At 56.0% G+C, this 21,962-nt stretch carries 17 protein-coding genes; 11 read left to right on the forward strand and 6 right to left on the reverse strand.

The features are described from left to right. Positions 1-410: 410 nt before the first annotated feature. Positions 411-1,565 carry an elongator complex protein 3 gene (locus ACE3NW_RS01500; protein WP_374279637.1) on the forward strand — a complete coding sequence of 385 codons (1,155 nt, stop codon included), beginning with the start codon at positions 411-413 and terminating at the stop codon, positions 1,563-1,565. Between the two features lie 250 nt (positions 1,566-1,815). Here the strand turns inward: ACE3NW_RS01500 and ACE3NW_RS01505 are convergent, their stop codons facing one another. After that, positions 1,816-2,316: a Spy/CpxP family protein refolding chaperone gene (locus ACE3NW_RS01505; RefSeq protein WP_374279639.1), complete on the reverse strand. Its 501-nt coding sequence runs from the start codon at positions 2,314-2,316 to the stop codon at positions 1,816-1,818. 305 nt (positions 2,317-2,621) lie between these two features. Continuing rightward, complete coding sequence (locus tag ACE3NW_RS01510) at positions 2,622-3,083, reverse strand: periplasmic heavy metal sensor (RefSeq protein WP_374279641.1); 462 nt, start codon at positions 3,081-3,083, stop codon at positions 2,622-2,624. Positions 3,084-3,258: 175 nt separating this feature from the next. Here ACE3NW_RS01510 and zraS point away from each other — a divergent pair, with 175 nt between their 5' ends. From zraS to ACE3NW_RS01525, 3 genes are all read left to right on the forward strand, one after another. After that, positions 3,259-4,764, forward strand: coding sequence for a two-component system sensor histidine kinase ZraS (zraS, locus tag ACE3NW_RS01515; RefSeq protein ID WP_374279643.1), 1,506 nt, complete (start codon positions 3,259-3,261; stop codon positions 4,762-4,764). A 35-nt stretch (positions 4,765-4,799) separates the two neighbouring features. Beyond that, positions 4,800-6,161: a sigma-54-dependent transcriptional regulator gene (locus ACE3NW_RS01520; protein ID WP_374279645.1), complete on the forward strand. Its 1,362-nt coding sequence runs from the start codon at positions 4,800-4,802 to the stop codon at positions 6,159-6,161. Between the two features lie 214 nt (positions 6,162-6,375). Next, complete coding sequence (locus tag ACE3NW_RS01525; protein WP_374279647.1) at positions 6,376-6,849, forward strand: rhodanese-like domain-containing protein; 474 nt, start codon at positions 6,376-6,378, stop codon at positions 6,847-6,849. A 50-nt stretch (positions 6,850-6,899) separates the two neighbouring features. Here ACE3NW_RS01525 and ACE3NW_RS01530 read toward each other — a convergent pair whose 3' ends face one another. The 3 genes from ACE3NW_RS01530 to ACE3NW_RS01540 all read right to left on the reverse strand — a co-directional run bounded on the left by ACE3NW_RS01530 (position 6,900) and on the right by ACE3NW_RS01540 (position 9,402). After that, on the reverse strand, positions 6,900-8,330 hold the full coding sequence (locus ACE3NW_RS01530) for a response regulator transcription factor (protein WP_374279649.1): 1,431 nt from the start codon (positions 8,328-8,330) through the stop codon (positions 6,900-6,902). A gap of 379 nt (positions 8,331-8,709) precedes the next feature. Further along, positions 8,710-9,051 (reverse strand): hypothetical protein, encoded by a 342-nt coding sequence (locus ACE3NW_RS01535; RefSeq protein WP_374279651.1) that lies wholly within the window; start codon positions 9,049-9,051, stop codon positions 8,710-8,712. A 60-nt stretch (positions 9,052-9,111) separates the two neighbouring features. Beyond that, positions 9,112-9,402, reverse strand: a complete 291-nt coding sequence (locus tag ACE3NW_RS01540; protein WP_374279653.1) for an HdeA/HdeB family chaperone — start codon at positions 9,400-9,402, stop codon at positions 9,112-9,114. A gap of 491 nt (positions 9,403-9,893) precedes the next feature. Between ACE3NW_RS01540 and ACE3NW_RS01545 the strand changes: the two genes are divergently transcribed. The 3 genes from ACE3NW_RS01545 to ACE3NW_RS01555 all read left to right on the forward strand — a co-directional run bounded on the left by ACE3NW_RS01545 (position 9,894) and on the right by ACE3NW_RS01555 (position 13,625). Further along, complete coding sequence (locus ACE3NW_RS01545; protein WP_374279655.1) at positions 9,894-10,484, forward strand: hypothetical protein; 591 nt, start codon at positions 9,894-9,896, stop codon at positions 10,482-10,484. A 225-nt stretch (positions 10,485-10,709) separates the two neighbouring features. After that, positions 10,710-12,872, forward strand: a complete 2,163-nt coding sequence (locus tag ACE3NW_RS01550; RefSeq protein WP_374279657.1) for a clostripain-related cysteine peptidase — start codon at positions 10,710-10,712, stop codon at positions 12,870-12,872. 120 nt (positions 12,873-12,992) lie between these two features. Further along, the gene (locus ACE3NW_RS01555; protein ID WP_374279659.1) at positions 12,993-13,625 is read left to right on the forward strand and encodes an HD family hydrolase; all 633 of its coding nucleotides are present in this window, start codon (positions 12,993-12,995) and stop codon (positions 13,623-13,625) included. A 184-nt stretch (positions 13,626-13,809) separates the two neighbouring features. On the opposite strand, the gene argB is transcribed toward ACE3NW_RS01555, so the two are convergent. Continuing rightward, positions 13,810-14,592 (reverse strand): acetylglutamate kinase, encoded by a 783-nt coding sequence (argB, locus tag ACE3NW_RS01560; protein ID WP_374279661.1) that lies wholly within the window; start codon positions 14,590-14,592, stop codon positions 13,810-13,812. A 294-nt stretch (positions 14,593-14,886) separates the two neighbouring features. Between argB and ACE3NW_RS01565 the strand changes: the two genes are divergently transcribed. The 4 genes from ACE3NW_RS01565 (at position 14,887) to ACE3NW_RS01580 (ending at position 21,962) form a co-directional block, all read left to right on the forward strand. Then, positions 14,887-16,935, forward strand: coding sequence for an ATP-binding protein (locus ACE3NW_RS01565; protein ID WP_374279663.1), 2,049 nt, complete (start codon positions 14,887-14,889; stop codon positions 16,933-16,935). 67 nt (positions 16,936-17,002) lie between these two features. Next, positions 17,003-18,394, forward strand: a complete 1,392-nt coding sequence (gene gltX, locus ACE3NW_RS01570; protein WP_374279665.1) for a glutamate--tRNA ligase — start codon at positions 17,003-17,005, stop codon at positions 18,392-18,394. Between the two features lie 696 nt (positions 18,395-19,090). Next, complete coding sequence (locus ACE3NW_RS01575) at positions 19,091-20,215, forward strand: DegT/DnrJ/EryC1/StrS family aminotransferase (RefSeq protein WP_374279667.1); 1,125 nt, start codon at positions 19,091-19,093, stop codon at positions 20,213-20,215. Position 20,216: 1 nt separating this feature from the next. Then, complete coding sequence (locus ACE3NW_RS01580) at positions 20,217-21,962, forward strand: hypothetical protein (RefSeq protein ID WP_374279669.1); 1,746 nt, start codon at positions 20,217-20,219, stop codon at positions 21,960-21,962.

Genomic DNA, 21,962 nt, shown 5'->3' on the forward strand with positions numbered 1-21,962 from the left:
ACATCTACGCGGTTCTTGTCCGTTTCTTCGTAGATGGCCTCCACGATGTCCGCTTTGGTCAGTGTTTTTTTCATAGTGCTCTCCGGCGCAGTGCGCTGGTATGGCTAAATGGAACCCCGTGTTCCTGATGCCCCGCAGCAATGGTCGTCAGCTTCACACGAACGGAACTTTTGTGTAAAATACACGCAACTTACAAGCAGAGCAAGATTTATTTAAAAAATTAGCCTGCATGCCAATTTCCGTGTGATGCGCTCCACATACCGTTTCACAGTCAGTGAGCACCTATGCCCCGCAAAAAAAAGTTTTGGTCACACCCTCCAGAGGGCACAAGTGCAAGCCTTTATCAGAGTAATTCGCTCGATAATGCAGGGGATTGGCAACATTTATGTGCTTCTTTGCACAAGGTGGTCGTGCCGCTCCATTGGCAGTGCGGGGCAGCCAAAACAGAAGGGGAAGAAAGAACAGCGCGCCTGCCGGTTGTACCCGTGTTTTTGCCTTTTCGCGGCTGCCCTGTGCGCTGCGTGTTTTGCGCGCAGGATGTGCAGACTGGGCTTGCGGATGCCCACCATCCTTTGCCACCCGAATTCCAGCGCGCCGAGCCCAGCGTGCCCGCCCCGCAATCCTCGTCCGGGCAGCCGGGCGCAGGCATTGCAAAGGTGCTGCGCGAGGCCCGTCAAAATCTGCTCCAGCGGCACGAGGCCGGGCAGCCCCCGGCTGAGCTGGCATTTTATGGCGGAACATTCACGGCCCTGCCAGAAAATGAGCTTGCCGCCTGCCTGGATATGGCCAACGAGGCTCTGGAGCAGGGCTGGATAAGCTCGTTTCGCTGTTCCACACGGCCCGACAGGGTGGACGCCCCCGTTCTTCGGCGGCTGCGCGCTGCTGGCTGCGGTGTGGTGGAACTGGGGGTTCAAAGTTTTGCCGACAGTGCGCTTGCGGCCTCGCGCCGGGGATATACCGGCGCAACTGCGCTGGCCGCCTGCGCCAGCGTGCGCGAGGCTGGCCTGAAGCTTGGGGTGCAGCTCTTGCCCGGCATGCCCGGCCACACGCCCGCCCATTTTGCCCATGATGTGCCTGCGGCCCTGGCTGCCGGTGCAGACATGCTGCGCTTTTATCCCTGCCTGGTGCTGGAGGGCACGGGCCTTGCCGCCATGTGGCGCGAGGGCCTCTATACGCCCTGGGAACTGGAGCCAACACTCGACGCCCTGGCCGTGGGCTGGCTTGCGGCCATGCGTGCGGGCGTGCCTGTCATACGCATGGGGCTTGCCCCGGAACAGGGCTTGGCCGAGGCCATACTGGCTGGGCCCGTGGACAGGGAGCTGGGCGGCAGGGTCAAGGGGCGGGCGCTTGTGCTGGCCGTGCGCGAGGCCTTGCAGTCGTTGGCAGCCAAGCAGCAAGGAGTGTCGGCAGGGGGCTTTGCCCTGCGTTTGCCACGGGCCATGCAGGGATTTTTTTGGGGGGCGGGGGGCGATCTGCGCCCTGTGTGGGCAGCCCTTGGCCTGCGCGCCCTTGCTTTTGAAGAGGGCATTGAACCGCAGTTGCTGCTGATGCCACCGCGCGCCTGAAGCCCGGTTTTGCGCTGTTCGCATTTTTCAGGCGTAAAAAAGGAGGCGGCCGCCGGGGGGGAACCGGCGGCCGAGAAGGGAGGGAGGGTGTTGATGGTTATAAGGTTCTGTTCTAAGGAGGAGGTTTTTTGGAGGCTCCGTTATGCCCCCCTTGGGGGTAGAGGGCATAACGGAAAGGTTACGCTGTAGGAGGCTTTATATGTTCACCGCCATGGGCGGACGAGTTGGGAGCGGCAATATGGGATAGTGGCTATTGGGCCGCGCCGTGCTGATGTTTGGCGTGAGCGGGGGCGTCCTTTTTCGGCATGGCTGCCGCAGGCTTGCCCACTTCTTTTTCAATGCGCTGGGTCATGGTTTCGTGCAGTTGACCAAGCTGCTTTCTGAGTTGCAGCATTTCAGTCGCAGTGGCGCGCACAGCCGCTATGTCGGGGTTGGCCGCATTTTGCAGGGCGCGCAGCTCTTGCCTTTTTATAAACATCTGGTCTTTGACGGGTTCCATCTGCTTGGCGAAATCGGCCACAATTGCATCATATTTCTGCTGTTGTTCTGGGGTATAAGCGCCTCGGCCCATCATGCCGTGCATGCCGTGTCCCTGCATGCCTGGGCAGGGCATTTCGCCCTGGCAGCCGCCCATTTCCCGCATGCCGTCAGGCATATCGCCCGCAGGGGCCGGCTGGCTGTAAACAGTGATGGCGCTTCCCATCAGGGTTGCTGCAAGTATGGTTGCGATGGCGATTTTTTTGGATTTCATGGAAAGCTACCTCGTATTCGAAATTCTTGTATATGGGCTCGTTGTTCGTGCAACGTTTGCTTGCTATAAAGCAATGCCCGTGCCAAATGTTTTTTATCTTTTAAATTTAATATGTTAAGATGTGGTCTGTGTTTTGCGTTGCGTGGTGGGCCGGGGAAGCGTATGTTTTTTATACATTGAAGATTCATCCCTGTATAAAATTTGTACAACTGCATAATTTTCTTACAGGGTATTTGAGCTCTGGGCATAAAAAACGCGCCCACCTTTTTAGGGAGGGCGCGCGCTGATGTGAGTGTGCGGTTGCGTTATTTGCTGGCAGAAGTAGACAGGCCGGGATATTCCATGCTGCACCCGCGTGTTTGCGGGCTGCCAAGGGGAACGCCCACCTCGTTATCCATGCGTTGGTCTGCCCGTTGCAAAAGGGCACGCAGTTCGTCCCGCAGCTGTTGCAGCTCGTGCCCCAAGCGGGGCAGGGTTTCGGGCGAGGTGTTCTGGTTGTAGCTCAGGTGCGCGAGTTCGTTCTTTTTTTGCATGATGCTTTTGCGCAGCTCGGTTACCTTTGGCGTGTATTCGTCAATAACGGCCTGGGCCTTGGCCCTCTGCGAGGGCGAAAGCTGTTGCAGCCACGCGCGCATGTCTGCCGCGTGTACACCGGCCGGGCTGCCCGGCGCGGGGGTATATTCCGCATAGTCGGTCTGATCTGCCGCCGTGGGTTGGGGAAGACAAAGACTGGCCAGTACACAAAGAGAAAGAAGGGGTTTCATCATAAAAGACCTTCTGGAAATAAACTCGTCCCGCTCTCATACCAATCACTGAACGGGGTGGCAAGATTCCCGGCCTTGTGGGCGCGAGGAATGTAAAAATTCTTGCAAGAAGCGTGCAAATTTTTTGACCAGATGTGGCCGCCATCTGCGGGCAGCGCAAATAATGCCGAGCATCACTATGAATATGGAAAACACCCCCCCTGACAAAAAAACGCCAGAGCCAGCCCGTGCCTGTTCCGCAACTGCGGCGCAGGACGATGCGGCAAAATTGGCACAGGCCGCCTATGTTGCCGCGCGTACCCCCCTGGGCCTGCTGCTGGGCGGAGCGGCAGTTGTGCTGGCGCTTATGGTGACCCTGCTGACGCTCATATCCATTGACCGCAGCGAGGCAGCCATGGCCCGCCTGCTGGCAGAAAAAGGTTCGTCGCTGATCATCGCCTTTGAGAGCATTTTGCGGTCGGGCATGCGCAGCGAGGCGGGCGTGCGCCTGCAAGTGCTGCTGGAAGAAATGGCCGACAGCCCCGGCATTGTATTTGTGGCTGTCACCATGCCCGACGGAACCATTGTGGCCCACAGCAACCCCTCTCGCCTTGGCGAAATATTGCAGGTGGGCGGGCACGAGGCCGACGACAGCATCATGCGCGACCTCGCGCCCGACATGCTGCCCCACTGGGGTATCATGCGTATGGAGGGGCGGCGCGTGTTTGCGGTGTACCGGCAGTTTTCTCCCGGCATGCGCGACCTGCCGAGGGGGTTTCCGTTGCCGGTGATTTTTTTGGGGCTTGATCTTTCACCCTTTGAAATAACCCGCAGCCAGAACCGCGACTATGTGGCCATGCTGGCCGCTGTAACCCTGCTGGTGGGTCTGGCCTGTCTGGTGGCCCTGTATTATGCCGAACGCGCGCGCGAATCGCGCCAGCGGCAGCGCATGGCCGAGGGCAAGGTGCGCCGCCTCGAGGAAGAGGTGCGCCGCAAGGAAAAGCTGGCCGCCGTGGGGAATCTGGCCGCCGGTGTGGCCCACGAGATTCGCAATCCGCTCAGTTCCATCAAGGGCTACGCCACCTATTTTGGCCAGCGCTTTCCTGAGGGCAGCGAAGACCGCGAGGCCGCCAATGTCATGGTACACGAGGTTGACCGTCTCAATCGCGTCATTATGGATCTTATAGGGCTTTCGCGCCCCAGCGACGTGAGCCCCCACGCCGCAGATCTCAAGCTTGTGGTTGATCATGTGACCCGCCTTGTGCATCAGGATGCGGAAAAGCGTGGGGTCAAGATTGTTTGCCGCGCTCCCCGGCGCGTGCCGTTGGCCATGGCAGATCCAGAGCGCATGGGGCAGGCCCTGCTGAATCTCTGCCTCAATGCCCTCGACGCCATGCCCGAAGGCGGGCAGCTCACCCTGGCCATTGTTGAGCGCAAGGGCCGTGTGTGCCTGATGGTGCGCGACAACGGCACAGGCATAGAGCCCGGCCAGCTGCCGCACATTTTTGATCCCTACTTCACCACCAAGGGGCAGGGTACGGGCCTGGGGCTGGCCATGGTACACAAGATAGTAGAGGCACACGACGGCGAGATCAGCGTTACCTCGCGCCCGGCACAGGCTGCGCGGCGTGGCGAAACCACCTTCCGCATCTGGCTGCCGCGCGCGGCGCAGGGCGACGTGGCGCAGGCCACGCGTGCAGACTGATTTCGGGCTGTTGCCAAGCATAAAGTGAGGATACCGTGAGCACCTGCATTCTGGTTGTAGACGATGATGATGCCCACCGTGGCATGCTGCGAACCATGCTGCGTTCGTGGGGATATGCGGTAGAAGAAGCCACCGACGGCGACGAGGCCGTGAGCCTGGTGCGCGAAAAATCCTTTGATGCCGTGCTGACCGACGTGCGTATGGCGCGCATGGACGGTATCCACGCGCTCAAGAATATTCTGGAGTACAATCCCGCCCTGCCCGTGGTGCTCATGACGGCCTACTCGTCTGTGGAAACGGCGGTGGAGGCTCTGCGCCTTGGCGCATACGATTACCTGGTCAAGCCGCTGGATTTTGAGGCGCTCAGGCACGCGCTTGAAAAAGCCATTGAGCATTCGCGCCTCAGTGTGGAAAACCGCGAGCTGCGCCGCCAGCTCAGCGATGCCGCAACCCGCCCCGGCATTCTTGGCCGCAGCGCGCCCATCCGCGCCATGCAGGAAATCATCGCCACCGTTGCGCCCACAGAGGCCACGGTGCTCATCACCGGCGAATCGGGCACAGGCAAGGAACTGGTGGCCCGCGCCCTGCACTGCGAAAGCGCGCGGGCGGAAAAGCCGCTGGTAACGGTAAACTGCGCGGCCCTGGCAGAAAATTTGCTGGAATCAGAGCTTTTTGGGCACGAAAAAGGCTCCTTTACCGGGGCCGACCGCCGCCGCGAGGGGCGCTTTGCCCAGGCCAACGGCGGCACGCTCTTTCTGGACGAAATCGGCGAGATGCCCCTTACCCTGCAATCAAAGCTCTTGCGCGCCCTGCAACAGGGCGAGGTGCAGCGCGTGGGGGCCGACGCCGCCATAACCGTGGACGTGCGCGTCATTGCGGCCACCAACCGCGACCTGCGCGAAGAAGTAGCCCAAAAGCGCTTTCGCGAGGATCTCTATTTTCGCCTCAACGTCATCTGTATAGAAGTGCCGCCCCTGCGCGAAAGGGCCGAGGATATCCCCGTGCTGGCCGCGCATTTTCTGGAGCGCTTCGCCAGCCGCAACCGCAAAAGTGTGCGCGGTTTTTCGCCCCAGGCCTTGGCCTGCATGCTGCGCTATGCCTGGCCCGGCAACGTGCGCGAGCTGGAAAACGCCGTGGAACGGGCGGTGATTCTCTGCAACGGCGACCTCATCACCGAGCGCGAGCTGCCCAGCGTTGTCACCGGCCCCGCCCAGCCCGGTGAGCGCCAGCCCGATGTGGAGGCCTCTCTGGCCGGCCTGCCCCTCGATACCGTGGAGCGCCGTGCCATCGAGGAAACCCTGCGCCAGACCGGCGACAACAAAAGTGAAGCTGCGCGCCAGCTTGGCATTACGAGGGCTACCTTGCATAACAAGCTTCGCAAATACGGCCTTGAGTGATCGGATTCTTTTGCACGCTGGCTGCGTCAGAATCGCTTTTTTATTCCGGTCGAGTACCATCAGAGTACACTCCCTGCATAAAAAGGCGTTTCTTCCTTGCCAGCGCACAAAATGTATCCGATCACGCAAGAAAATGGGGTAGGGATTCTTTTGCACGCTGGCTGCGTCAGAAGCGCTTTTTATTAAGCAAGGGCGTTGGCAACAGAGGTTTGTAGTGGAAACAGCAGAAAATGGACTTTCCCAGTATTGGGGCACGGATGGAAGGCTGCGGCTGCTGAAAATTGTTGCAGCGCTGCTGGTGATTGCCTGCGCTGAAACGTATGTTTACGGCCAGTTTGCGCTGCCAGCGGCTACAAGCGCCGCGCATTCGGCAGCGTTGTCGTCAGAAGAAGCCCGCAGATATATACGTACCACGCCGGGGCTGCTTGTCGTTGACGTGCGCAGCCAAAAGGAATTTGCCGACGGGCATCTGCCCAATGCCATAAACATGCCGCTGTATGCCTTTAATGACATGGTAAAGAGTATTCCGCAGGACGCAGCGGTACTTTTGCACTGTCAGTATGGCTACAGGGCGCTTCAGGCCTACAAGCTGTTCAGGCGGTTGCGGCCAGACATCGTCAATGTCCGTTACGCCGCAGGGCAGCTGCATTTTGCTCTTTTGCCGCAGGAATCATTGCCGAAACAGTAAAATAACCCTCCGCAGAGCGCAGGTTTTGCCCGCAGCGCCGCAGGCCGCAGCTAAAAGCTCTCCAGCTGCGCCCCGGCTTCTTTTTCCATGCTTTCCTCATTAAAAAAGAGCACCAGAAGGGCGTTTCTGTTGCGCGTTTCTGTCTTGCGCAATATCTGCCGAATATGGGTTTTGAGCGTGTTTTCAGAAATATGCAGGCGGTCGCAGATGGCTGCTGTATCGCACCCTTCGAGAATCAGGCACAGAACGTCCCGTTCGCGCAGGGAAATGCCGTATTTCAGGGCAAAATCTGCAATGCCGTCTGCGCGGCAATGTTCATTTTTGTGCGGTTCCAGCGGAGTAAACGGTGCGCTCTCTGCCACGCGCCCGTCGCCAGTGGTGGGTGTTCTTGATACTCCTGAAAGCGTCAGCGCGTACTGTATGCGCGAACTCACGTAGCTGAAGGCCGTGGTAAGAAACAGGCACCAGAACGCGACAGGCACTGTGCCGGGGTAATGCTCGACAACGCGGTATACGCACAAAAATGCCGCAAGCATTGTAACATAGGGAATAGACGCAATGAGCCCACGCCGGGGTGACTGTCTGCCTATCTGTGCAAAAACAAGCAAAAAGTATAGTTGCGCTATGCCACGGCAGACCAGATCTATCACATAGATAATCCAGTAGACAATTGTTCCTTCTGTGATCACAACAAGAGTAGGGGAAAGAATAACTCCGCCAATGCATACGAGTAACAGGCGCATGTCTGTGCCGGATTTGTCGATCAGCACGCCCACAAGGGGGTAGGCCAGCCATGTATACAGGTGTACCTGTGCGGGAATGGGAAAGGCCTGGCTGTGAATTCGGTAAAAAGTGATGTCAACAAAGGCATTGAGCAGAAAAAATATAAAGGCGATGACAGTCAGATACCTGAGCGAGATGGTTGTCAGCCGGTCTGACTTGCGCACGATTTCCACGCCTTCGACGGGCGGTTGCTCACGGAGCAGGCACAGGGCCGCCATGCTGCCGCTGACAAACTGAAGGCAGAGCAAAAGCCATTGCAGCGACCCGGCAGAAAGGGGAAAGAGGTATAAAAACAGCCAGAAAAAATCTCCCGCAGCAAAGGCAATGCCCATATGAAAACCGGGTGACGCGCTGCGCGAAAAGAAATTCTTGAGAAGGGGCGGCAAAACCGCGCCACCCCAAAAACACGCACCATACGAATAGGTGGCATTGTTCTGGAATATGCCCCCAGCCCACAGCAGCACGCTCACCAGGGTAAGGGCCACGGCGCACGGGGGGCCAAACCGCTTGGGCAGCCAGCTTGAAAAAAGCAGGCCGCCAAGAATGGCGCCTCCGCAAAAACCGGCAGCCGCGTTTTGAAGCGAAAAAGAGACAATGCCAAGCCCCCGGCCTTCGAGAAAGAGTACAAACTGGGCTGCCAGCAGGCTGGCAATGCCCATGCCGGAAAGGAGGGGGAGCCCCTTTTTGACTGATTCCATTGGTTCTCCGAAAAATCTGTGCCGTCTGTGATCAGATATTCAGTCGCAAATTCATTATTTCCTATAAGAACACCACATTGAATGACGGTCAACAGTAAAAGTATATATCTGCTATTTGATGTGTTGCGTGACGCGCAGGTTTGAGGCGCGTGACAATGGAACTGGCACGTATGTGCCCGGAGCAGCTGTGCTGCAAATTGCGGCAGTACGCAGCAACAGACGTTCATGGGCAGATGGAGACATAACGTAAAGAAGCCCGAACAGAATTCGGGCTTCTTCCTCTTCAAAACCGCCGCAAGACGAAACAGAGCAGGGCAGGCGGCCTTGGGTTGCATACCTGTGGGGCAGTCGCGCTTGCCCCACAGACGGTTGGTGCTGTTTACTGAAGGTCGGCAGAACCATCGCCGCGCAGGGTAATTTTTTTCACGCCGGTCAGGTCAAGGTTTTGCCAGTTCACCTGGTTGCCCTCGTTGTCAACGGCAATGAGTTCCCAACCCTTGGGGCTGCCGTTGATGTTGATCTTCAGACCTTCGCCGTTGGCAAGAGTGTCGTTGCCGAGCAAATCCTGGGCGTTGCCGCTGGCATTGGAATCAGCAAGGCCAAGGCGCTGAATGGTGAAGCCCGTGCCGTTGGCAATGAGAATTTCCTGGGCAAGGGCTGCGCCAGCGCTGAAGCCAACAAGCATGAGGGCAGCGGCAAAAGAAAGAATAAGGCGTCTCATATGTGTTCTCCGTGTTGTCCTGAATGTGTGGGAACCGTGTGCGGCGATAGGCAGCATGTGCTATTCGGGCACTGCTTCAATGGCGTCCATAATGGTTTTGGCGGGATTTTTGGCGCAGTACGTACCCAGGTGGGTTCCCAGCTTTTCCATCCACTGGTCGCTGATGGAGGTGTTGCCGCTCTTGCCGCTCATGTAGCCGTCAATCCACATGACCATCATGCTGATGTTCTGCTTGTCGGCCAGAAAGTCCTTGCAGGTGATTTTGGCCACGTCCTGTTCTGCTGCCTGGGCTGCAAAAGGGGCAGCGCCCAGCATAACAACGGTCAGTGCGGCCAACAGATACTTCTTCATCATTTCCTCCGTCTCCCTTAGATATTTACGCGTAAGCAGAATCATCCGAAGATATTCGTATGCCGGGTGGGATGCGCCAGAGCACGGGGGCAATGCCGTTTGTGCCGACGCCCACAGCCATAACCCTGTTATGGCCTTCGCAACCCGATTAGGCCTACACTTCGGGCGGGGCGCTGCACATCACCTTAATGTTCGATTTTGCCTTTTGCGGTTCACCCCTGGGGGTGAGATGTGTGGGGGTGGCATGAAAAAATTATTAAATTAAGCTTGTTGCATGTGTGTTCATCTGGGGCATGTGGTTGATAACCGCCCGCTGAGGCCCGTGCCCCTGCTCCATAAAACTGCGGCCTGCCTGCCAGTTGCGTGCAGATCGAGAGGCTGGTGCGGCAGTGTCACCCGCAGGGATGAGAAATTTTTTTGGATAAAAGGTCACTTTGGGTGATACCGCTTTGTGCAAATTTGAAGGAAAACGCTGCTGGAATTCTGTGTCCATGCTTCACGTTGAAAATCACGTTATGGAGAAACTCTCGATGAACGATTCCGGCACTCGCGTTGGCGGCATGATCTGGGCGGGCTATGCTCTGCTGCTTCTCTTTTCCTTTTCGCTTTACTGGAGCCTTTTGTTGTGGGCTGGTCTGGCCGCACTGGCCCTTGGCTATTACCAGCGCCGACAGGCCCGCAAATGCGGCATGCAGGCAGAATACGCCCATGCGCAGTGGCAGGTGAACACGGTCTGGCTTGCCCTGCTTCTCGCCGTGGTGGGGCTTGGGGGAATTGTTGGCGTGGCAGGCTGGATGGGAAATGACCCGGCGGTCATGGCAAGGCTTGACGAGCTCTCAGCCGGTGACCAGCCTCCGATGGAAATGCTGCGCCAGTTTTGGGCAATTCCCGGCAGCAAGGCTCTTGTTGTTTTGATGTGCGGCTCGACCCTGCTGTACCTTGTGTGGACTCTCAAGCGCACCCTGCAAGGTTTGTTGTCCCTCCGGCAGTGCGTTACCCCGGCCTCGCTCGGCTCTGTGCGCTGGCTTGCCTTGCTGCTGGCCGTCTTGCTTCAGGTGGGTATTCCGCTGCTGCTGTTATAGATTGGCGGCGGGCAAGCGGCAGGGGCCTGCTGCGAAGGCGCATGCCGCCCCCCGGAACACCGGGAGGCAAAGGTGTGGACAAAAACAGGGAAAATGCCCTTTACTGGTACGGCAAGACCGCCCGGTTGGGTGATCTGACGCGCAGGCCCCTTGAGGCCTATTGACCGCCCCGGGGCCATTGTCTTCTGGCGGCGTAACCCTGCAAGCCAGGAATCAGTACACATTATGCCGCTCAAAACTGTTCGCTATCCCAAACGATGCGCAGCCTGCATTTTGCCTTTTTTGCTGCTGATTTCGCTGCTCTGCCCTTATCATGCCCGTGCGGCTGAAACCTGGGCCGTGTACTGGTATCTCTGCGGCAGCAATCTTGAGACGGAAGACGGCGCGGCCTCTGCCGATCTGGCAGAGCTGCTCAAGGCCCGCCTGCCGGACAATATAAAGGTTGTCATCCAGACCGGCGGTGCTGGCCAATGGCACAGGCCGGGTATCAGCTCAAAGCACATTGGCCGTTATGTCTACCACAAGGGCAAGCTTGAGCAGGTGGCCAAGCTGCCGCAGGCAAGCATGGGAGATGAAAAAACGCTGACCTCCTTTCTTGCCTTTTGCAAAGAAAACTACAGCGCAGACCACCAGGTGTTCATTTTTTGGGATCACGGCGGCGGCAGCATAGGCGGTGTTGCCAATGACGAAAACTTTAATTTTGATGCCCTTACACTCAAGGAAATCAACAATTCCTTCAAAAAGGTCTACACGGCCTCAGCCGAGCGCCCGCCATTTGAAATCATCGGTTTTGATGCCTGTCTTATGGCCACGCTGGACACGGCCAGCGCGATAAGCGGTTTTGCAAGGTACATGGTGGCCTCGCAAGAGGTAGAGCCCGCCAACGGCTGGCACTACACCGCCTGGCCAAATGCGCTGGGGGCGAATACCGCCCTGAGCCCGGAGGCGCTTGGCAGGATTATCTGCGATACCTACCTTGAAGGATGCAAAGAGGCGCAAACGGCTGGCAACGCCACCCTCTCGCTCATCGACCTTGCCAAGATTCCTTTTGTGAATCTGGCCTACAACGCCCTGGGGCTTGAAGCTGTTTCGCTCGCCATGGATGACGACAGCTTTTACGCCGCCTACGGCAGGCAGGCCAAGGCTGCTGAAAATTACGTAAATTCGCGCTCAGAGGGATACTCCAACATGGTGGATCTGGGTTCGATGGTGCGCAGGCTCAAAACAACCCTGCCAGAATTTTCCCAGCACTTTCTCGATTCCCTGGGCGATGCGGTTGTCTATTCGGTGCATGGTCCGTACCGGTCGCCCTCTGGCCTTTCGGGCTATTATCCCTTTGACGGCGGCAAGTCGGGATTTTCCAGCATGATGCAGGCCGGGAACATCACCACGTTTCTGGTTCTCAGCGGGCTTCAGCTGGGTTTTCTGGATACGGACAGCGCGGTAAAGCACCTTGAGCGCATCTCCACCGACATAACAGCAGCCCTTGAGCGTGAAGAAAATTCGCCACAGGCGCAGGCTCCGCCCTCCCCCGCCCCTTCCCCCGCGTCCCCGTCCCCGCAGGGGCAGGGGGGCACACAAGGCCAGTGGGCTCCCTTGCAGTCCGGCTTGGCGGCCATGCTTGGCAAGCAGACGGATGACGGCCCCTCGGTGGGCAGTGTTGCGGCCCTGCTTGGTCAGGCGGCCAGCGCGGTGGGCGCCTCTGTTGTGCCGCTCAAACCGCTGGATATTACGAGCCTTGAGGATGTTGAGGTCACAATCGGCAACGGCGGTGAGGCGCGGCTCGATCTTGGCCCAGAGCGCGTCAAGTTTCTGGACAGCGTGCAGTTCTACCTTGCCTACTACAGTATCGAAGACAACCTGATCATGCTGCTGGGCAAGGATGCCGACATGGAGGCCGACTGGGCCAAGGGCGTGTTCAAGGACAATTTTCAGGGAAGGTGGGCAGCTCTGGACGATCATCTGGTGTATCTTGAAATCACGCATCAGGATGACGGGATAAACCATTATGTTGTGCCCATCATGCTGAACGGGGTGCGCTGCAACCTGATTGTCGTCTACGATTTTGCAAAAAAGGAATACAAGGTTCTTGGTGCGCGCCGTGTGCAGGAAGGCGAAATGACCGACAAGGCGCTTATCAGGCTCAAGGCGGGCGACAAGGTTACCACTATTCTTCTTGCCATGCAGATGGATGACGAGGACGGCGAGTTTCAGGAGGTGGAGGTGGACAGCTTTACCCTTGGTAAAAAAGTTACCTTTGAAGATACGGACATGGGCGACGGGCAGTTCATGTTCATGTTTGAAATGACAGACGTGCAGAACAATACCGCCACATCACAGATTGTCACCATTGAAGTTAAAGATGGCGAAGCCCTGTACAGCAACTGAGGCTGCGGGCGGTTCATTCCGCCTTGTGGCCAGCCCGGCTCAACCGGCCTGGCTGTGCGGCTGTCCGCGCTTTTGCGGTGCGTTCTTGCCACGCGCCGCCGGTATCGGTATTGAACAGGCATGAGCGAGTCCAAGACCAACAACGGCGATTTTGCGGCTGTGGACGTGAGCGCAGAGCGGCTTGACCGTCTGGCAGATTTTTTTAACGAAGTGGGCATGCTGCGGCACACCCCGCGCACGGGCTACGCCTTTTTGGGAACCGGGCAGGAGAATGTGGCCGAGCATTCCTACCGGGTGAGCGTCATGGGCTACGTGCTGGCCCGCATGTGCGGCATGGATCCCGCGCGGGTAACCTATCTGTGCATGTTCCACGATCTGCACGAGGCGCGCACCGGCGACCTCAACTATGTGAACCACCGTTATGCGCAGTGCCAGGCCCGCAAGGCGCTGCAAGACTGCCTGGAAGGAACCGGGCTGGAACAGGATGTACTGCCCCTGTGGGACGAGCTGGAAGAAGAATCGAGCCGCGAGGCCCTGCTGGCGCACGACGCCGACCAGCTCGATTTCATCTGCAATCTCAAGGCCGAACTTGACAAGGGCAACGACTTTGCGGCCCAGTGGCTGGAAAGCGCGGTCAAGCGTCTGCGCAGCCCTGCGGCGCAGCAGGTGGCCGAGGCGGTGCTGCGCGCAGACCACAACCGCTGGTGGTATGGCAAGGTTGAACGCGAATGGTGGGTGCGGCGGGGCCGCTGAAAAACTGATCTTGCAAAAGTACGAAAGGCCCGAAACCGGGTGGCGCAGTTTCTATGCGCCGTGCGGTATCGGGCCTTTTTTTGAAATCTGCGCTTGCCGCCGTTGTATGCGGGGGCCTCTGCAACAGAGGGGAACACAGGCTGGGAACCGGCATTTGCCGTAGCCAACCCCGGCATACCACTTCCTAGTCGGTCACAACCGTACCCAGTGGGGCGTCGTCCAGCAGATAGCGGCGCAGGCTTGAGGGCGAGCGGCCATCAAGAATGAGCGCCCGCTGGCAGCCCGCGTTCAGAGCGTTGAGGCAGGCCCCCACCTTGGGAATCATGCCGCCGGTGATCACGCCTGCATCGCGCAGGCGCTGTATTTCCTTGCGGTTGAGGCTGGGTATGAGCCTGCCGTCGCCGTCCAGCACACCGGGCACATCGCTGATCAGCACAAAATATTCTGCGCCAATGGCCCCGGCCAGCGCGCCAGCAGCCGTATCGGCGTTGATGTTCAGGGCCTTGCCGTCCGGGCCGGAGGCCACGGGGGCCACCACGGGCACAAATCCGGCATCCAGCAGGCAGCGGGGCAGGGCGGGATCGACGCTCTCTACCGTGCCCACAAGCCCCAGGGCGGGATTTTTTACCGTGGCGCGCAGCAGGCCGCCGTCCCGGCCAGAAATGCCCGCCGCACGCACGCCCTGCTGGGCAAATTCATTGACAACAGCCTTGTTGACCTGCCCGCACAAAACCATTTCGGCGGCTTCCATGGTGGCGATATCGGTAACGCGCAGGCCATCGACAAAGTGGCTTTCGATGTTCAGGCGTTTGAGCAGGCCCGAAATCTGGGGGCCGCCGCCGTGTACAACCACAAACTTCATGCCCTGCTCCGAGAGCTGGGCAAGGTCGGTGGCAAAGGCCGAGCTGAGATCCGGCTTGTCCATGGCGTGGCCGCCGTATTTGATAACAACGGTGGTATCTTTCATCTGGTATTCCTCTGGCTGTAGAGCCTGAAAGGCCGCTCGTCTGCGGACCTTTCGCTGTATTTGTGTTTTGGATGACAGATGAAACGCTAGCACCCTGTGGGCCGCCATGCAAGCGCCGTGCGTGACAACTGCGTGGCATTGCATGGATTTTTTGTTTTTATGCCTCTTCTGTTTGCTGCGGGGGAGTGCTAAGTAATCAGAAATATGGTTGCCATTGTGTTGCCGGGATAAAACAGCTATGAGTGTATGCATGTAAATGGGGGAGATATGACCGCACACGGCGCAGGAAAAGACGTGTCCCGCAACGAGGATTGGAACCGCGAAGCCTTGGCTGCGGCCAATGTGGGGTTGTGGGTTATCGAGATAGACCGCAACACCGGCCATGTGCGCATGATCGCCAACCCGGTGACACTACGTCTGCTGGGCGCCAGCGAAGAAATTACCCCCGAAGACTGCTTTAACCTGTGGGTAGACAGGATTGATGCCCGCTCCCGCCAGCACCTGTGGGCCATCCACGACGAATTTATTGCCGACACGGCCATGCACGAAGTGCGCTACCTGTACAACCATCCCACCTGGGGGCTGGTTCCCGTGCGCTGCGGCGGGCGGCGCATAAGCGCCGACGAAGACAGTGTGGTGCGCATTGTTGGCTATCATCAGGACATGACAGAACTGCACGAGGCGCACCAAAGCCTGCGCGAGGGGCTTGTGCGCCTTTCTCTGGCCTGCCGTCTTGGCTGGCTGGGGGGTTTTGAGATGGCCCGCCTTGAGAGCGGCGAGCTTGATCTGACCGGCAACGATGTTTTTTACGAGCAGTTTGGCATCAATGCCTCGGCCAGCATGGCCGAAAGGCTGGAACGCATGGGCTCGCGCATTGTGGCCGAAGACCGGCCCAAGTGGCGCAAGCTCTGTTCGCCCGGCCTGTGGACAGCTGGCGGGCAGGAGCATCTGGAACTGCGCGTGGCCCATCCCCGCAAGGGGTTGCGCTGGTATGCCCTGGCTTACGAGGTGGTTACCGGGCCGGGCGTGCTGCGTATAACCGGCTATATCAGCGACGTGACCGAAACCCGCCAGCACGAGCGTATTCTGCGAGAGGCCAAGGAAAGCGCCGAGGCCGCCAATGCCGCCAAAAGTATTTTTCTGGCGAACATGAGCCACGAGATACGCACGCCCATGAACGGCATCATGGGCATGGCCCACCTTGTGCTCAATACGCCGTTGAACGCCCAGCAGCGCGACTATGTGGAAAAAATCCACTCAACCTGTGAATCGCTGCTCGATATCATCAATGATCTGCTGGATTTTTCAAAAGTCGAGGCCAATCTGCTGGAGCTGGAGGATCTGCCTTTTCAGCCAGAAAAAGAACTTGAATCCGTCATGTCGCTGCTGCGGCCCAAGGCCGCGCACAAGGGCAGGGATTTTACGCTCGAAAGTTATATCGACCCGGCCATCCCGGAGTTTTTATCGGGCGATGCCCTGCGTCTGCGCCAGATACTGCTCAACCTGGGCGGCAATGCCCTGAAGTTTTCAGAACGCGGAACCGTGCGCATTGCCTTTGAACTGCTGAGCAACACGGGCGACAGCGTGCGGCTGGCCTGTGTGGTGAGCGATGAGGGCATCGGCATGTCTGCGGACGAACTGGCCCGCGCCTTTACGCCTTTCTCACAGGCGGATACGTCCATTACCCGCCGGTTTGGGGGTACGGGGCTTGGGCTTTCGCTGTGCCGTCATTTGACGGCCCTGATGGGCGGCCGCATCTCGGTTGAAAGCGAGCCCGGCAAGGGCAGCGTTTTTCGGGTCGAGCTGCCCTTTGCTGCATACACCGAAGAGGGTGAGCAGCAGAATAACGAAGTCAGCGCGGATACGGATTCCCGCTCTCTGCATGGCTTGCGCGTGCTTGTGGCCGAAGACGGCGATATCAACCGCGAAATAATGGAAGTGCTGCTCGACGGCATGGGCATTGAGTGTATTTCTGCGGTCAACGGGCAGGAGGCGGTGGAACTCTGGACCCTGCGAGGTGGGGAGATTGATATTATCCTTATGGATGTACAGATGCCGATTATGGACGGCTACACCGCTACCCACGCCATTCGGGCAAGCAACGTGCCCGGTGCGCAAAGCGTGCCCATCATCGCCATGACCGCCTACGCCATGCGCGGCGATGCAGAGCGCAGCCTCCAGGAGGGCATGAACGCCCACCTGACCAAGCCTGTGAACCTTGAGGACCTGACCCGCACCCTCAAACTTTTTAATCCGCGCCCGGCAGACGTGCAGAACACCGCAGAGGGCGAGGAACCGGGCAGCCGTTTTCCTGGTGACGGCGATGCACCCTCTGGCTGTTGAGGCGGCTCTTGACACCGCGCCCCCCATGCGCCAACTTGCCAGCAACGCCAGTTTCAAGGAAAGCAACATGACTCAAGTGGTAACCCGATTCGCTCCCAGCCCCACGGGGCATCTGCACATAGGCGGCGCCCGTACCGCCATTTTTTGCTGGCTTTTGGCCCGTCACTCTGGTGGCCGTTTTCATCTGCGCATTGAAGATACAGACCTTCTGCGTTCCAAGCAGGAATATACCGACTCCATTCTGGCCTCCATGCGCTGGCTTGGGCTGGACTGGGACGGCGAGCTGACCTACCAGACCCAGCGCGCCGACGTGTACAACCGCTATGTGGACAAACTGCTGGAAACGGGCCACGCCTACTGGTGCTCGTGTACCCCCGAAGAAGTGGAAGCCATGCGCGAAGAAGCCCGCCAAAACGGTCTCAAGCCGCGCTATAATGGCCGCTGCCGCGAAAGGAATATCGGCCCCGGCGAGGGGCACTGCGTGCGCCTCAAGGCTCCGGTGGCGGGCAAGGTGGTTTTTGACGATCTGGTGAAGGGCAAGATTGCCGTGGACGTGACCGAGCTGGACGACATGGTCATTCGGCGCGCCGACGGCATGCCCACCTACAACATGGCCGTGGTGGTGGACGACTACGAAATGGGCATCACCCATGTTGTTCGCGGCGACGACCACGTTTCCAACACTCCGCGCCAGATTCTTATTTACGAGGCCCTTGGCCTGCCCGTGCCGCGCTTTGGGCACGTGCCCATGATTCTTGGCCCCGACCGGCAAAAGCTCTCCAAGCGCCACGGCGCACGGGCTGTTATCGAATATCAGCAGGATGGCCTGCTGCCACAGGCCCTGGTCAACTACCTTGTGCGGCTTGGCTGGTCGCACGGCGATCAGGAACTGTTCACCAAGGAAGAACTGATCGAGTTTTTTGACGGTACAAGCCTCAATCCCGCCGCCGCCGCCTTTGACCCTGCCAAGCTTGAATGGTGCAACGCGCACTTTATGCGGGCCCTGCCCCTGTCGGAGCTGGCCGCTCTGGTGGCCCCCTTTGTGGAAGAGGCCGGGCTTGGCACTCTGCCGCAGGAAAAGCTTGAACCCCTGTGTGTCATGTTTCGCGAGCGGGCCAACAACCTCAAAACCCTGGGCGAAGCCTTTCGCCCGCTGGTAGTGCCTGCCGCCGAGCTTGGCTATGTGGAAAAAGACACCGCCAAACATTTTACGGATGCAGGCAAGGCGCATTTGCAGGCCCTTGCGGCTGTGTTTGCCGCATGCGAGCCTTTTACGGCAGAGGCCATCGAGGCTGCCCTCAATGCCTATGTGGCCGACAACGGCCTGAAATTCAAGGAAGTGGCCCCGCCGCTGCGCACGGCCCTCATGGGCTTTATGGGCGGTTCGCACCTTAATGAAATCATGGCCTTTCTGGGCAAGCAGGAAACCCTGGCACGGCTGCAAAGGGCTATGGCCTAGCGGCAAACTGCTTACTGCAAGCGTGCCCGCGTGCAGAGGAGTAACCTGACGGTAATGCGCGTCACGGCCAGCCTCTGCACCGTACAATACATATGGCAGGGGCGGAGCATCCAGTTTATTGGGATGCTCCGCCCCTGTTGTTTTTTTTGATGCACTGGCGCAGGCCGTAGAGGTTTGACCTGTCTGGATACGACAGTGGCTAGCCACGAAAGAGATTGAACACGCGCAAGGTACAAACGGAACAGGCAGATGTATGGTCAGCATGCAGCCACAACAGAAAAATAGTGACGCAAACGGGTATTGTGCGTGCCGACATGGTGTCCCTTGTTCACTCAGGTGCAGGGTGGGCGCGCTAAATTTGTCGCAGTGGGCACAATTTTTGCTAGTGAAAGATGTCGTGTCGCAAGAGCATAAACGTTACGCAAACAGTAGTGCGATTGCTGCTATCTCTGTTGACTTGTTGAATAAACTTATGTGTTTTGTGATGGGGATTGTCTTCATCATCTGGAGATGAAGCGTAGGGATTTTGACGCGTTGGCGTTGGGCAATATCTTCTTGCTAAAAATTTTTGCATTTCATAAATTAGTTACTGAAAAGAAACTTCAAAAGATGCTTCGGGTTTAGCGCCCCCCTGTAAAAGGCGCGCTTTGAATTGTAAAAAGTGTTTTTTACTTTTCTTAAAAATTAGGAAAAGCCATGATAAATATTTTTCAGCCGTCACTTGGAAACGAAGAGCTGCATGCCATCTCTGAAGTTTTTGCTTCAAACTGGATTGGAAAAGGGGCAAAAACCGCAGAGTTTGAAAAAAAGTTTCATGAGTGGCTCAAAAATCCCAGCGGTAACACGTATAGTATTAATGGCTGCACGTCTGCCTTGTTTCAGTTGATTGAAATTTTTGACATTAAAAATGGTGATGAAGTTATTTTGCCTACCGTGAGCTTTATTGGTGCAGCCAATGCAATAGCGCATACAGGGGCAAAGCCTGTTTTTTGCGATGTTGATCAAAGAACGCTCAATGCTACTGTAGAAAGCATTGAAGAAAAAATCACGCCTAAAACGAAAGCTGTTATTGTTTTGCACTATGGTGGCTATCCGTGTGAGATGGATGCCATTTTAGATCTTTGTAAATCAAAAAATATCATTTGTATTGAAGATGCTGCCACTAGCGTAGCTTCCGTATATAAAGGCAAGGCCTGCGGTGCCATGGGTGATGCGGGTACGTGGTCTTTTGATGCCATGAAGATTCTTGTCACTGGCGATGGTGGCATGGTGCATATAAAAGATGATGTTATTGCAGAAAAATTTTTGAAGAATTCTTATCTTGGGCTGCTTAGTAAAAGTGGAATAAGCAACAGCGTTGATAACAAGTGGTGGGAATTTGATATTAATTGCTTTGGCAGAAGGGATATTATCAATGATATAACTGCTGCCATAGGTATTGAACAGCTGAAGAAGCTTCCTGGAAATATTCAGGTTCGCAAAGATATACATACTTTTTATAATGATGCATTTAAAAATAATACGCATTTTCTTGTGCCACCAGAGCTTGAGGAGTACATGGAGTCTTCGTATTATATGTACTGGATTCAGATGGAATCTGAGGAAGAGCGCAATGCGCTTGCAAACTATCTGCGTAAGCAGGATATATACACCACTTTTAGATATTATCCATTGCATCAGGTGCCATATTTCGAGTGCAATGATCACCTTCCGTCTGCTGAAAGCGCATCACTCAAAACGTTGTGCATTCCCATGCATCAGGCGCTTACATCTGAAAATGTAGCGTATATTGCTGATAAAATTTTAAAGTTTTGGAGGTAATATGACATATATATTTATTTTTCTGGGTGAATTTGGCTATGAGCTGTTTAATTGGCAGGGACGAGTTCGCCGTTTTAGCCATATGAAAAACGAAACGGACAAGATTGTCTGTTGCAGTCGGGCGAATTTGTATCCGCTGTATGAAAGCGCCGATATGTACGTTGATATATCAAGCGTGCCTGAATTCAAGCAGAGTGTCGCCAGTATGTATCTGTGCAACCACCCTGATGCGTGCGAAAATTTTTCTGCCGACAGCTCTGGCATCAACTTTGTCTTTCTGCAGGAAGTAAAGGCGGCCATAAAGTCATTTGTCTGCGCCGAACTTCGCAGTAAAATGCCTGGATTTGACGAAGGTCAGGCCCGGTTTGTTTTTAGCTCGGACAGAAATGTTGTTTCAGGTGTCAATTTTGGGTTGGACCAGGATGATTTTGCCACGGATAAGGATTTTGATATCTATGGCAAGCATGGCTTGCACGATAACCAGTATGAAGTGATAAATTATTCGGATAATGCAATCCGTAAAAAAATTGAGGCAGAGCTGCATTTTGATCTGAATAAGAAATACATTCTTGTTCAGAACAGGCAGCGCAGTATTGTTGTGCGGTCTAAAGACAGTGTAGATGTGGAAAAATTTTTTCAGCTTGTATCTGAAGATACGACTGTAATTTTTATAAATTTTGATACGCAAAGAAAGTATGACAGTTATTCTGCGTGCGAACAGAATAACATAGATAATATACTGTATTATACGTGTACGTCATTTCCAGAGCAGATAACGCTCATAAAGCACGCATTCAGGAATGTGTTTTTTACTACCGGCGATTTTGGCAGCCATATTTATATTCCGCCATTCTTGGGAAAAGACGTTTATGCGGTTGCTCCTGCCAGTGTTTATGGCTTGGGCACGACGCCAATTGATTTTTGGAATGAGTTTGTATTTACCTTTGGTGGAAAGATTAAGCCCATTGTCAGTAATGAAGTTTTTTCTACTGATGATGCCTTGCAGCAGTTCGCAGATGCCATGCAAAGCGATGTACCCTCGGACGAATATTTGCAGCGGGTTTCGTTTAAAGACGATTCGGAAAAAGACAAGCACCTTTTTCTGAAGTGTTTTCTGGCCAAGATAGAGAATATCGGGCATCACGAAAAGTTCGACAGCCTGTACCTGTGGCCCCGAACGCCCATGACCCCGCATCATCAGGACAAGATTTTGGAGCGGGTTGGCGCCACCGATTATGATATCAACAATCCTCGTTCGCGCTCGCATTCTATTGTTATGCAGCTTCAAAAGTTCATAGCGCAGGGAATGCTGGATGCGGATTTTAACGCCGTTGACCTGTGCTGCGGTGATGCGATTGTTCTCGGCATGGTAAAGTCGTCTTTTCCGGAAGCATTTTGCGCTGGTGTTGATTGTCTTAAGGGCAAGTTTGAAACCCATAAAATGGTCATCAACAACGGTGTGGATTTGTATTACGGCTATTTGCAGAATTTTCTTGACCATGCGCCGGATAAGAAGATTGATGTTCTGCTGATGCTCAATACCTACCGTGGTTGGAATTCAGCTGATTTGCGTGATGATGAAAAAGATACTCCAATCAAATTTGATGATTGGGTTATTAAAAATGTTAAGTACACAGTTGTTACAGCGACTGTAGAGCAGATTTACATGCTGAAAAAGCAGGGCAAGAATGTCAAGATAATTGGCCCGGGCGAAGATAATTCGCACATGATTGTCATTATGTCATAA

It is taken from the genome of Desulfovibrio sp. (genome assembly GCF_041907885.1).
Classification (GTDB): domain Bacteria; phylum Desulfobacterota; class Desulfovibrionia; order Desulfovibrionales; family Desulfovibrionaceae; genus Desulfovibrio.